The 13,093-nt window shown below is 36.8% G+C and carries 11 protein-coding genes; 4 read left to right on the top strand and 7 right to left on the bottom strand.

From position 1 onward, the window contains the following. A partial coding sequence (locus tag GX687_01525; protein ID HHX96131.1) for a hypothetical protein occupies nucleotides 1–262 on the bottom strand: 262 nt, incomplete at its 3' end. A 73-nt stretch (nucleotides 263–335) separates the two neighbouring features. Next, nucleotides 336–1,853 (bottom strand): murein biosynthesis integral membrane protein MurJ, encoded by a 1,518-nt coding sequence (gene murJ / locus GX687_01520; GenBank protein HHX96130.1) that lies wholly within the window; start codon nucleotides 1,851–1,853, stop codon nucleotides 336–338. 92 nt (nucleotides 1,854–1,945) lie between these two features. Between murJ and GX687_01515 the strand changes: the two genes are divergently transcribed. Beyond that, nucleotides 1,946–2,500, top strand: coding sequence for a uracil-DNA glycosylase (locus GX687_01515; GenBank protein HHX96129.1), 555 nt, complete (start codon nucleotides 1,946–1,948; stop codon nucleotides 2,498–2,500). Here the strand turns inward: GX687_01515 and nrfB are convergent. Further along, nucleotides 2,449–4,425: a phage adsorption protein NrfB gene (gene nrfB / locus GX687_01510; protein HHX96128.1), complete on the bottom strand. Its 1,977-nt coding sequence runs from the start codon at nucleotides 4,423–4,425 to the stop codon at nucleotides 2,449–2,451. The two genes, GX687_01515 and nrfB, sit on opposite strands and share 52 nt — an antisense overlap. Before the next feature lie 148 nt (nucleotides 4,426–4,573). On the opposite strand from nrfB, the gene GX687_01505 reads away from it, so the two are divergent. Continuing rightward, nucleotides 4,574–5,089 (top strand): nitroreductase family protein, encoded by a 516-nt coding sequence (locus tag GX687_01505; GenBank protein HHX96127.1) that lies wholly within the window; start codon nucleotides 4,574–4,576, stop codon nucleotides 5,087–5,089. 14 nt (nucleotides 5,090–5,103) lie between these two features. After that, a complete protein-coding gene (locus GX687_01500) occupies nucleotides 5,104–5,754 on the top strand; it encodes an SGNH/GDSL hydrolase family protein (GenBank protein ID HHX96126.1) in 651 nt (216 codons plus the stop codon). Here GX687_01500 and GX687_01495 read toward each other — a convergent pair. The 3 genes from GX687_01495 to GX687_01485 are packed head-to-tail and all read right to left on the bottom strand — an operon-like array spanning nucleotide 5,744 to nucleotide 10,708. Beyond that, nucleotides 5,744–6,775 (bottom strand): hypothetical protein, encoded by a 1,032-nt coding sequence (locus GX687_01495; GenBank protein ID HHX96125.1) that lies wholly within the window; start codon nucleotides 6,773–6,775, stop codon nucleotides 5,744–5,746. The genes GX687_01500 and GX687_01495 overlap by 11 nt on opposite strands. A 38-nt stretch (nucleotides 6,776–6,813) precedes the next feature. Continuing rightward, complete coding sequence (locus tag GX687_01490; protein ID HHX96124.1) at nucleotides 6,814–8,649, bottom strand: hypothetical protein; 1,836 nt, start codon at nucleotides 8,647–8,649, stop codon at nucleotides 6,814–6,816. After that, a complete protein-coding gene (locus GX687_01485) occupies nucleotides 8,642–10,708 on the bottom strand; it encodes an MMPL family transporter (GenBank protein ID HHX96123.1) in 2,067 nt (688 codons plus the stop codon). Before GX687_01485 ends, GX687_01490 begins: the two co-directional genes overlap by 8 nt. A 131-nt stretch (nucleotides 10,709–10,839) precedes the next feature. On the opposite strand from GX687_01485, the gene GX687_01480 reads away from it, so the two are divergent. Beyond that, the gene (locus GX687_01480; GenBank protein ID HHX96122.1) at nucleotides 10,840–11,388 is read left to right on the top strand and encodes a TetR/AcrR family transcriptional regulator; all 549 of its coding nucleotides are present in this window, start codon (nucleotides 10,840–10,842) and stop codon (nucleotides 11,386–11,388) included. A gap of 145 nt (nucleotides 11,389–11,533) precedes the next feature. Here GX687_01480 and GX687_01475 read toward each other — a convergent pair whose 3' ends face one another. Further along, nucleotides 11,534–12,637, bottom strand: a complete 1,104-nt coding sequence (locus GX687_01475) for a hypothetical protein (GenBank protein HHX96121.1) — start codon at nucleotides 12,635–12,637, stop codon at nucleotides 11,534–11,536. Between the last annotated feature and the right edge of the window lie 456 nt (nucleotides 12,638–13,093).

The following is a 13,093-nucleotide window of genomic DNA, read 5'->3' as shown; positions in this document are numbered from 1 at the left end:
ATCCAATATCCCGCTTATGTTCAGCCTCATAATTTCTCCCCGTTAAAAACAAGGCCATTAATAATTGTTCTAAAATATCAATAGGCAGTGCAATTCGAGAAAAAATATTTACCGACTCAATCTCCCGATTCTTTTCATTTCTAACCAATGTACCAAAATCCAAAAACAGTTCTTCTTCTGAATAACCTAAACGATATGTATCACAACGCTTTATTTCTTCTTGTCCCGGGGCAAAAGAAACTTCATAATTTAATTCCCGCATTCCTTTCCCTCCTAATTTATTTCATTATATGAAAATATTCCACAAAAAAAGCCCAATTCCTGCCCATACTAAATTACCGACTACTCAATTTCTTTTGTAAATAAACTTTAAACTCCTCTACCTCTTGCACCTTTAATAAATAAATTAAGAAAAAATAAACTAAAACCCCCACACCCATAGCCAGCAATAGGGCCTGATTAGCACCCCACTTAACCTGTAAACTCACATAAATCCATCTAGAAGCTAAACCCATAATTAACGAAGCCGAGATTAACTTTATAGTAGTCCCGGTAATTCTCCATAAACCAAAAGCCCCTAGTTTCTTTCGCAAACTATAAAACAAAAGACAAGTACAAAATAGAGAGGCAATACTGGTCGCCAAAGCCAAACCACCGATCCCCAAATAATGAGCCAAAATAAAATTAAGAATAATATTTAAAAGCACAGCCAAAGTAGCATTAAGCATCGGTGTTTTAGTATCTTGTAAAGCATAAAAAACACGTTCCAAAACAGAACGCAAACCTGCCCCCAACATCCCTAGAGCATAAAAAAACAATACTCCGCCAGTCAAGGCTACAGCCACTTCATCAAAAACACCCCGTCCAAACAAAAGGCGTACAATAGGTTCAGAAAAAAGCATTGCTCCCACTGTAGCCGGGATAATCAGCAAATTAACTCCACTAATGGCTTTACTTAATATTTTTTTCAAACCCTCCCTATTTTTCTCTGCCGCCATTTTAGCTATATTAGGATACATCACCGTGGTTATAGAAGTAACCACAATCCCGTGCACAAATAAATTAAGCCTATTAGCATAATTTAAAGCCGAAATTCCACCTTCAACAATCTGAGAAGCTAAAGTACGATCAACCAAAACATTGATTTGATTAACCGAAGTACTAATAATAATCGGTAAAGCCAAAAAAAACAGTCTTTTTAAGTAAATATCTTTAAAATCTATTAACCAGCGAAAAGAATAGCCTTGACGCAATACTGCCGGAATTAACCAAAGCAATTGAAGGGCAGAAGCTAAAACACTGCCAATGGCTAAAAGTGACAAATTACCTTTACTACTAATAGCAATTGCTAAAATAATTAAAAAATTAAATGGAAAACCAATAGTTGCCGGAATCACATAATTATTTTTAATTTGCAAATAACCACTAAACACATTAATAGCAGCAGTAAAATAAATACCTCCTAGAGTAATTCTAGTAAAAAACACCGCCAACTCCAATGTTTTCCCGGTAAATCCAGAAGCAAATATTTTGACTAGTGATTCTGTAAAAATTAAACCTAAACCAACAATCAAAGTACACAGTAAAAAATTAAAACTAAGTAAATTATTAGTAAAGCGTTCAGCCCTTACTTCATCTTTTTCGTGCATAATATTATTATAAAGGGGAATATATGTAGTAGAAATACCTTGACCGATAAAGGCAAAAATAACACTGGGAATCGTCAATGCTATTAAATAAGCATCACTAATTCCCGAAGTACCATAAAAATAAGCCAAGGTAATTTCTCGGATAAAGCCGACCACCTTCGACAAAATCGCAATTATCATTAACATGAGAGCTGTTTTCTTCACTATTTTCTCACCTTTTCCCTAACTATCTCCATTTTATATTATCCTATCCCAATTGTGAATCTTAACTTGACTTTTCCCCAAAGGAGGCAGCCATGTCCCTACTTTTACCCGAACACAAACCTGATCTTAAAACTTGTCAAGCCTGTGAATTAAGCACCCATGGTTCGCGTTTCATTTGGGGTGAAGGTAATCCCCGGGCACCTGTTTTTGTTATTCTTGATAATCCCGGTGCCCGGGAAGATAAAACAGGAACACCTTTTTTATGTGGTACACGGCAAACTCTTTTACAGGGTGCCCGAGAAGCAGGTCTCTCCTTAGACCAACTTTATGTTACTTATATTCTTAAATGCCGACCCCGCAAAAAATATAATAAACCTCAAGCCCGCCAAACCTGCCTAAAATATCTCACCAGCCAATTAAAAACCACTCAACCCACGGTCATCTTTTGCTTGGGCACTGTAGCCTCCCAAGCTTTTTTTCAAGACGCAACTATTAGTGTCAAAGAACTGAGAGGCTTCCCTCATCTAGTCAAAAATTATCCCACCTTTGTTTCTTATCATCCCTTGAACGTTAGAAGAAGACCAGTACTTTATCCTTATTTTCTACAAGATTGGCAGCTAATACACTCTTTTCTTAAACCCATGTAGCCTAAAATATCGGGGGTAAAAGTTTGATAATCCACAGCCAAAACCGCTTGTTCACCACTTATTTTCCCCTGTAATAACAAGGACTGTGCTTCTGACCACAGTGAGGACTGTTTTTCACCATAAATAGCCTGCAAAATCTTTTCCATGGTAGTATAAACCCTTTCTACCTGTTCAGCTTTTATACCCATTTTCCCATAAGGATTTCCGACTAAAAAATAGGTCTCGGCAAAAACATAACCCTGCCGAGTTTTAAAAAGTGGATAAACACCTCCTGCTTCCAACCAACTGGCTTCAAACTCATGAGCCAAGTCATTAATAAAAAAAGTAATATTCTTTACAAAAGGCCGACATCTCAAATCAGCTCTAGCACTCATTAACTGTTCTTCTGTAATTAATTTTTTCATCCACAAAATAGTACTTAAATTACAGCCTGCCTTTTGTGCTTCTTTTAATGCTTGAGATAGTACTTCTTTTTCCAGATAACCCTTTTTTAAAAGAATATCCCCTAACTTGCGATGATAGTGATCCAAGACTTCTTTTTCCAAAAACTCATGTTCTGTTTTGTTCCAAGCAGGTTTTTTAGATCCTAATGGACAGCTAAAGGCAAATAATTTCCACCAAGCAGCCAGTGTAGCACTAAAATTAATAACATTACCCCATAAAAAACGCACCGGTAAAAAAGGTGGCACTAAACAGGCAAACACCATACTCCTTATACCATACACATTAACTAAAGCATAAGCCCGTCTAAATTGATTAAACAACATCAAACCTACCAAAGCCAAGCAAAGCCACCAAAAAAACGTACCACGGGGACATAAACGCGGCAGAGGATAAAACCAAGACATCAACAAATAAATCAATAATAAATATCCCGGCAAAAGCAGTAAATTAACAAATTTAGCCTTCCAATCACGATACAATGTATAGCGTCCTGCCCAATTTAATTTGTTAAATTCAAAAACATGAGCAAGCTTTACCGACTGCATAGTAATTCCATAAATCCAGCGTGTTTTTTGCCGTACCGCCCTTTGCCAAGTGTCCGGGAACATACTGCGTACCGCAATATATTCCCTTTTTTCTTGCCCATCAGCAACCAAACGCTTCACCTTTTCCAAAACATAGTAAATAGGTATTCCTTGTTTAGCCAAGCTGAGTGAGAGCTTATAATCCTCAGTTAAAACATCATCGGGAAATAAGGCCACAGCTTCTTCCCAAATACTGCGAGCCAGTACCAATCCAGTACCAGCCGAAGGAACCACAGCCCCCATCAAATTACGAGTAGTCATAATACGAAAATGATTTTCCGCAAATTCATCAGCATAAGTCCCTTTAGTCAAATTCCTACCAAAATTACCCCAGGAAGGCATCTCCTGCAGTGGGAAAACAGGGAATTGTAAGGCCTGATGTTTTTCCAATAAATAATTAGCTACCTTAAATTCATAAGGATGAACTACATCTTCTGAATCATGCACTATAATCGCTTGAAAACTCCAACCGCGTTCAATTTCAAATTGTTGGACATAATTAATTACATTATTTAAATTATCAGCTTTCGAAGTAGGACCCGGTTTTTGATTAAAAACCAGATGCACATTTTTATATTTTTCAGCTAATCTCTGCACAACCTCTATCGTTGCTTGATCATTAGGATAAACCCCCAGAAATAAATAATACATCGACTGCGGGTATAAAATCGCTGCCTGTAAATGATCAATAACATCTTCCAAAACATTATCTTCCTGCCAAGCAGCTACTAAAACCGCTAAAAGTTTAGGAGGTACTTCCTCCAAATCTTCGGGGAGTAAACTTGCAACTCGCCTTTTTTTAAATGTACAAATAATTTCCCAAATTAAATCATCAACATTAAATATAAGATACAATAGAGCGACAATTAGACCAATTAAACGAATATATTCTGTCATCATTTACCTCCCTCAAATTCAAATCACCCCTATTTTATCTGACAACCAAATAATAGCACGCTGCCAATAAAAAATCATGCTAAACCCACATAAAAAAAGGATTTTCAAGCCCCTAAAGCGAAGTTTTTTTAAGGAGGTGAATTGTTAAATGTCCGTAATTTTAGAGTTCATTAAAGAACGCCGCAGTGTCCGTGATTTTCAAAACAAACCCCTTAGCGAGAAAATAATTAACAAACTTTTAACCGCCGCCCAAAATGCTCCTTCGGCGGGTAATTTACAGCCTTGGAAATTCTTTGTGATTACACATCCAGATCTTAAAAAAGATTTAGCCCAAGCGGCTTTTCAAGGTTTTATAAACAAAGCCCCTTTAGTAATTGTTGTCTGTGCCTTACCTGAACGTTCCGCTGCTCACTATGGTGAACGAGGTAGAAATCTCTATTGCCTGCAGGATACCGCAGCCGCCGTACAAAATATTCTGCTTACCGCCACTTCTTTAGGACTAGGTTCCTGCTGGGTAGGAGCCTTTAGTGAAACAGAGGTAAGTAAAATTTTACATTTATCTGCAGAAATCCGACCAGTAGCCCTAATTCCGCTCGGCTATCCCCAAACAAAACCACAACCTACTAAACGCATCCCCTTGGAAAAGATAACCCAATATTTTTAAGAAAGGACGAGACAATGAAAACTATTCTTTGCTATGGTGACTCCAATACCTGGGGCTATAATCCACAGACAAAAAAACGTTATCCTTACCCTTTACGCTGGACTAGTATTTTGCAAAAAGAACTGGGCAGTAACTATGAAGTAATTGCAGAAGGTTTAAATGCCCGCACTACCATCTGGGATGATCCTCTACAAGGCAAATACCTTAATGGCCAAAGATTCTTATTTACCTGTTTACATACTCATAAACCTTTAGATTTAGTCATTATATTTTTGGGAACTAATGATTTAAAGGAACGCTTTCAAGCATCGGCTTTAAAGGTGGCCCAAGGAGTACTTACCTTAGTAGAAATTGTAAAAACCAGTCAAACCGGACCAGAAAAAACCTCTCCCGAAATCTTGGTAATTATTCCACCACCTTTACAACTTACCGAGCACATTAAAAAATTTACACACCTATGCAAAATTCATGAACAGGCTGTTCAAAAAAGCAAAGCCTTTTCTCAAACCTTTCAAGAAGTACTTAAAAATCAAGGCCACCTTTTTGCCGCTGCAGACTTTATTTCTACCAGCAAAATAGATGGAGTACATCTCGAAGCCAAAGCACATGCTCTATTAGGCAAAAAAATAGCCGCCTTTGTAAAAAAGCGGCTTTTTAAAATTTAAATTCACTCTGCAATTGCTCTAACTTTTCCCTAATACGCAGTGCATCAGCATATAAATTATAGAATTCAAAGTTAGGCTCACTAGGCTCTGCCTTAATTAGCCTAACTATTTTATTTCGTAATTCTATTTCATTAATTTCCTTAACCTTAATTTCATTTTCCTGCTTTAAAATTAACCAGTCATAAATTTGCCGGTGCAGCTCCAGTAAAGACAACAAATATTGATATAAATCCTGTCGTAATTGAAAATAATGAGGTTCATCTGGTAAAAAAACAATACAGTGATGAATATTCATCAGTCTTTCCAAATTTGTCTGAAGAGCATTAATGGCCCGACGATATTTTTTTAATCCTTTTTGATCTGTAAAACCCACATCATCAAGCAGTAGAGAATAAATCTTGCGGGTTTCCTCCAGTTCTTCCCTAATAATTTGCCGTTTAGCTTTCATAATTTCTTTAGCTATTTTGCCTTCCCTTAAAAGATCGCTAATCGCCAAACCGTAAAGATCTTCAAATTTCAAACGCAAACTATTTATTTTTTCCTTTAAATCTTGAGTATAATCAGGTGGTATAAAAATAATATTTAAACCTGTGGAAACAATTAAACCGATCAACATCCCTGTAACCCGATAAAGCACTGCTGACAAATTAAAATCATAATGATAGGTTCCTACCGCTACCAAAGTAATCAAAGCAAAACGAATACTTTCATCTAACCCAGCATGTAAACAGATTAAGATAATAATTATACTACCCAAACCTAAACTTAATGGATTTAAGTCCCAAGTTAAAGCTAAAAGAAAAGCAATTAAACAACCAATAAAAGTAGCCACCACTCGATTACGAAAAGTCTGGAGACTGCCCTTTATTGAAGGCTGCATACCTATAATTGCTGTAATGGTTGCCATACCAGCAATATTATATTCCCAAGTACCGATTTTTGTTTCCAATAAGTGAACTAAAAACAGGGTTAGGGTAACTACCAACCCTGTTTTTAGTGTACGTGCTCCTATTTTCATCAAGCTGTGCTCCCCCTCTTGAGAGGATTATAACAAAGATTTCAGGAAAAATCAGTATAAAAGCCAAAGAGACGCAGCAATCTTTGCCAAAAGGTTAAACGAAGCTTAACTTCCACAACTTTAGTTTCCTTTTCTGGCAGCATAATCCCTTCAGTCTGCATCATAAACTGCACACCACTAATTTCACCATTTTTATCAGCTGCAAAAGACCTAAGTGGCTGCTCAAGACCTAACATTGCCCGCAACTTATCTTTGAGAACTTTAAGCAAATCTTGATCTAAATTAGCTGTTTTCTGACGCAGAAGAGTAGAACCCTCATGTAAATCAATAAGACCATCTGCCAATTCCCCCATCCCCTGAGTAAGCTCCTCTGAACCTTCAACTAATTGCCAAATACCTTTTTCGCTTTCAAGGATACCTGTTTTAAGAGCACCCATTCCCTTTAATAATTCAGAAGCCCCTTGATTTAGCTTTTTACCTCCCAGCACCAGTTCACCAGAGCTATGGGACAATCTTTCCATACCTTGTAAATATTCTTCCAAACCTTTTTGATAAGCTGTTAAACCTTCATTAAGACTTTCCATTCCTCCCAATAAACCACTACTACCCCCGGCTAATTCATTGACTCCCATTACATAATTATTCAAACCACCCAAAAGCTGTTCATAACCCTGTAATAGCCTTAACAAGGAATCTGCCTCGCTTAAAACCTGTACATAGTTTTCACGGGTTAATTCCGGTACACCTAACTGTAACTGCACCACAGCCAAAAGCTGATCAAAATAAGCGGTAAACCCCTGTTGAAGTACCCTCCCACTATTTTTTAATTCCGTCAAACCACCTGCAAAACTGCCACTACCCGACTGTAAATTTGCCGCTCCACCTTTTAATTCTTCTAATCCAGTGTAGAGCTCACCAACCCCAACTTCCAACTGTTTACAACCCTCGGAAAAATTACTTAAACCATGATTAAATTCCTTAATTCCTTTTGCTAATTTATCAGCCCCAACTTCAAGTTCTCGGGCACCATTTCCAAGTTCACTTGTTCCTTCAGCTACTTGACCAATACCTTCACCCAATTTATCTACACCTGTTCCCAATTCAAAAAAACCATCGCGAAATTTTCCCACTCCTTCATCCAAACCTGCTATTCCAGCCATTAATTCTCGCAGTTCCTTCAAATCTACCTGTTCTTCAACATCCAATTCTAGATTCAAACGAAGACCAGTAATAGTTATAGCTGGCATTTCAAAATTTTCTACATCTGCACTTACTTCCAAAGCAGCTGTTTTACCGGGTAAAACAATAAAATTCACCTGTTTATCTTCCCCAGCGGAAACAAGTGAGCCACCTCTAGCTTCAATATTTTTACAAAGCTTATCTTTTAGTGTCAAGTTTAACTGTAAAGCATAGCTTTCGAAAAATTCCCTTTTACCCCAATTATTAGGGGCAATTTTAATTTGAATCACCAAATGCCCCTTTTCCCCGGCTAATTTTTCGGGTGAAATTTTTTGTCCATCAAGAAAATAAGTTATATAAAAACGCCAAGGCAGCTGTGGGTTAGCTAATCTCCCTTCATAATAGAAGCGATCTTCTTGGGAGCTAATCCTGACCTTACCATTTTCTAATTTAAGCACATTATCCGCGGTTAAATTTTGCACCTCCAAATAATTACCATAATCAAGAATCTCCTTCTCTTTACCCAAAAGGAAACTATTTACCACATATACTTGTTGAACAAAACCCTGATTATTCAAACGAACATAAACCGTTTCCTCCTTTAAAGGTGCCGCTTCCAGAGGCCAAGCAACAGATACAGAAAATAATAAAGTAATAATAATTAACCCCACTAAAAACTTGTGTCCCCATTTACTCAACACTAAACCCCTCCTCATTTAAAAAATTAACTCCCTGAGTAGTTTTAGCAATCAATTTATCCCCCCAAGTCAAGCAAGCTGGTAAAAAGCAAATTACCATTAACATAGAGATTAAAGTACCTCTACCCAACAAAAGCCCTATATCTTGAACAATAGAATTAGATGAGGTTAAAAAAAGTGTAAAACCGGCAAAAGATAAAATTGAAGCCGAAACTAAAATTGATTTAACCGCACTAGACAAAGCGGCCAGCAGAGCCTCCCGCCTTAACATAATTTGCCGCTTTTTTAAATAGGTATCAGTCAATAAAATAGCATAATCAATAGTTGCTCCTAATTGAATAGTACTTAAGACCAAATAACCAATAAAGCTAATTGCGGTGCCCGAAAAATAAGGGAAGGAAAGATTAATCCAAATAGCCACTTCGATCGTTAAAAGTAAAATAAAAGGCAAACTAAAGGAACGAAAAGAAAAAGCAATTACCAAGAAGATAGCTATAATAGCCAGTAGATTTACCCGCACATTATCAACATCTACCGTATTTTTCATATCCCATAAAGTAGCACTTTGTCCCACTAAATAATAATGATCATAATATTCACTAGCCAAAGCATTTAATTCTTCCACAGTTTGAAACGTTAAATCCCCTTCTGCTGGCAGATCACTATAAACTAAAAGACGTGCATAATCCTTTGAATAAAACTGTTCACTAATTTCCTTTCCCAAAAAAGCAACTGGAATTAAGGGATCCACACTCTGGGTATAGGAAACCACATTTTCAACTAAAGGGTGCTCCTTTAATCTAACAGCCAATTCATATTCTTTGGCCATTTCCCCCCGTGGAACTAAAAAAGCTAAAATATTGGTTGCCCCAAACTCTTGATTAATTAACCAATTACTATAACCTATTTTACGATCTAAATCATCACTACTGTTTCCATATAAAAAAGCGGTTTGCCTTTGTCCCCAAAAAGCGGGCACAATCATTAAAATAACCACAATAACCAAAGGAACAAAACCCCTTACTAATCCTTTACACACCTTTGTTAGATCAGGCCATAAAGAACGGTGCCGCGTTTTTTCCAAATAGCGATCCCCAGCTAAGGCTAATGCTGGCAAGAAAATAATTACCGAAATAAAACTTAAAATAATTCCTTTAGCCAAACAAATGCCTAAATCTGGTCCAATCCGGAAATTCATAAAGACTAGTGCCAAAAAACCAAATAATGTGGTTAATGCACTAGCTGCAATAGTAGTCATTGAAGCCATAATTGCCCGAACCATTGCCATTTTTAGATCCTTTTCTTTAGTTCGGAAATCAGCAAAACTATTTAATAAAAAAATAGCATAATCCATGGAAACAGCTAATTGCAAAATAGGACTTATAGAATTAGTAATAAAAGAAATTTCACCAAAAATAATATTAGTGCCCATATTAATTAATACTGAAACCCCAATAGTAATTAAAAACAATAGTGGTTCCAACCAAGCTGTAGTGGAAAGCAGTAAAATAACAATAATTGCCGGTAGTAAAATAGCTACCGAAAGACTCACTTCCGAAACAGCAGATTCCTGCATATCAGTCAAATTAGCTGCTTCACCACTAATTGCCCCTTCACCAATGATTTCCCAAAAGGCTTCACATACATCAGCTTCAAATCCCTTTTCTACCACCACGGAAAAAAGAGCTTGCCTATTTTTATAAAACCCCTCGACCACAGCCTCATCCGCCATTTCTATGGGCTTTTTTAAATCTAGAACATCATCCAACCATAAAATTTCACCAACACCGGGAACTTGACTCAACCGCTCCTTAATCTCCAAAGCCTCTAACAAAGAAACATCCCTAACCATAACATTAAGATTGGGAATCGCCTGCTCAAATTCATTTTCCATTACCTTAATTCCTTTAGTGGAAATAGCTTTAGAAGGTAAATAATCCGCAATATTATAATTTATCCGCACAAAAGGAATTAACAAAACAGCGATAAAAGTTATCACTAGAAAACAAGCTATAATTTTTTTAGGATGATTAACTATTCCCCTAGCTAAACGTTCCATCTTTATTTCCCCTTGTCGTTTTCTTCAAGTTAAATTATAATAGACATAGTGTTGGATTACAACCATCACTGTTTACTATACTGTCTACTAATCAACACCCAAACCATATCTGTTGCTTAAAGGAGGAAGTGATGACTAAAAAAATGGATCGCCGCGTCAAATATACCCGAGCACTACTCAAAGAAGCCCTTATTGAATTATTACAAGAAAAACATATTTCCAAAATATCGGTTAAAGCCCTTTGTGAAAAAGCCGATGTTAATCGCAGTACCTTTTATACACACTTTAGCAATCAATTTGCCCTTTTAAGCCATATTCAAAATGAAGTAAAAAATAACCTTAAGCATTTTCTAGAACAATATATAGATGATCGAATGCCAATAACAGAACAAAACCTTATCGGTATTTTAGAATATGCCAAAAAAAATAAGGCCCTTTTCACAGTTCTCCTCAGCGAAAACAGTGACCAAGCCTTCCAAAAAGATCTCATAGAATTAGTAGAACTAATTCCCTTCCAATATGACATTCCCCTTCGTAAAAAGGAATATATTTTAAATTTTGCAATTACCGGCTGTATCTCCGTCTTCCATAAATGGCTCCGAGAAGGTGCCCAAGAGTCACCCCGGGAAATAGCCACCCTAGTATTGCAAACAATTTATCGCGGATTACTTAGTTTTTAAATTGTCAAAGGTAGGATTATTATACCTTTCAGGACAACCATAATTAAAAATATAAAAGACAAGCTAAAATTTCCCACGGGAAATTTCAACTTGTCTTCTTTTGATCTTTTTTTAGAGAAAGTACTTTACCCTCATCATTTTAGAGTCAACTGTAAATTTCAACGTACTTCGTACAGTTTTTAAAAGTATTCATGTTCCTTAAAATATTAGCTAATCCATTTACACCTTCCTCATCTAAACTATTGCCCTTTGCATCAATTGGTTTATTTAAACCAATACCTTCATCACACTTTGTAAATACATTACCACAAATCATTGTTAGTTCGGCTTGGTCACTTCCAATACCCGCTACTGTATTACTAATCTCATTATTAATTGCCGTTAAAGTACTTCCAGGATTTAAATAAATACCACTGGTAACCTTATTAATTTTTGAATCCCTTATTATTAAATCAACATTATTACTAACTTCAACACCCCTACTGCCTACCTCATCATTACCATTTATAGTTACACTATCTAACTCAACAGTTTTACCGGCGGCCACCAAAATACCAGCATTAGTTCCGCCAAATTTTGCGGGATTAATTACCCCACCAATTATTTTAACATCTCTAGCAACATAAAAACCAGAAAACTCACCAGCTAATATAATTGTATCCAAAGCCTCATTTGCTAAAGCAGTATCTAATTCACCTTGATTTCTAACAATTTCCCCTTCTAGCAATTGTACAGCGAAAATTTCTACTTGATAGGTACCTGCTTTATTAAAACTGTACGTAAATGACGTACTAACCTGCTCTAAATTCAATGTAAATCCATTCTTTAGTCCCCAGTACCAGTAGCCGCCCTCTTCATCATAACCTAAATCTTGCTCCGCAGATGCATTAAACAATTCTTGATCTACCGGTTCATCAAAATTATCCCTAATTTCCATCACATAAAGCACATTTTCAATCTGTTCAATTCCAACATGCTTCTCAGCCGTTATTGTAGCCCTTCCCTCCTCCCCTTCCTCAACATTTACAATCAATCTTTGAGCCCCATCAATAGTGCCATCAGTTCCTTCCTCATCCCACGAAAGTGTAATCCACTCTGATTTTGGTATTTCGCCTTTACCAGTAACCACTACATTCGCAACTAATTCATTGGAAATCTGCACCCCTGCTACAGCAGCCATTGCCACCGATGAAAATACCATACTTAATACCAAAGCCATAACAAATATTACCGAAAATCTTTTTTTCACTTCTCATACCTCCAAATTATTTTTATTTTACCCCATACTACAAATTAACCCTATCTTCACCTCCTCGTATAATAAGATTTAGGGAAATATTTTAGGTTCTTTTTTCCCTACTGAACCTTGAAAACTAAATAATAGAATTTAAACTTGGGTCCTGATGTATATTCCTGGATAATAGAATCATGGAAAAGGATCTATCAGGGAAAAGACTTACGCCCCCTGTAGTTTGACTACATTTAAAGATTGTCTCCCGGGCCAGCGATGTACTGCAAACTCACAAGCTGTATCGCCCGCCTTTTGACACCGGTGGTAGTAGCCACCGGGCAGCTTGTCAAAAACGGGTCAGAATACTCATGTGCGAGGTTGTTGCCAAGCGTTGGATACCAGGGATATACACCAGGCTCTAAGTCTTTCCAAATTCAATCTAAAAGAAGGTCCTGCCCCATGAAATTATTTGTT

The organism is Clostridia bacterium, from assembly GCA_012841935.1.
Classification (GTDB): Bacteria; Bacillota; Peptococcia; order DRI-13; family DTU073; genus DUTS01.
The sequence above is the reverse complement of the archived record's forward strand: the minus strand, read 5'-3'. Positions and strand labels throughout refer to the sequence as shown.

Excerpts from the sequence above, each read along its gene's own strand:
- GX687_01505 (HHX96127.1), top strand. The coding sequence starts at position 4,574 with ATGTCCGTAATTTTAGAGTTCATTAAAGAACGCCGCAGTGTCCGTGAT.
- GX687_01480 (HHX96122.1), top strand. The coding sequence starts at position 10,840 with ATGACTAAAAAAATGGATCGCCGCGTCAAATATACCCGAGCACTACTC.
- GX687_01515 (HHX96129.1), top strand. The coding sequence starts at position 1,946 with ATGTCCCTACTTTTACCCGAACACAAACCTGATCTTAAAACTTGTCAA.
- nrfB (HHX96128.1), bottom strand. The coding sequence starts at position 4,425 with ATGACAGAATATATTCGTTTAATTGGTCTAATTGTCGCTCTATTGTAT.
- GX687_01500 (HHX96126.1), top strand. The coding sequence starts at position 5,104 with ATGAAAACTATTCTTTGCTATGGTGACTCCAATACCTGGGGCTATAAT.
- GX687_01485 (HHX96123.1), bottom strand. The coding sequence starts at position 10,708 with ATGGAACGTTTAGCTAGGGGAATAGTTAATCATCCTAAAAAAATTATA.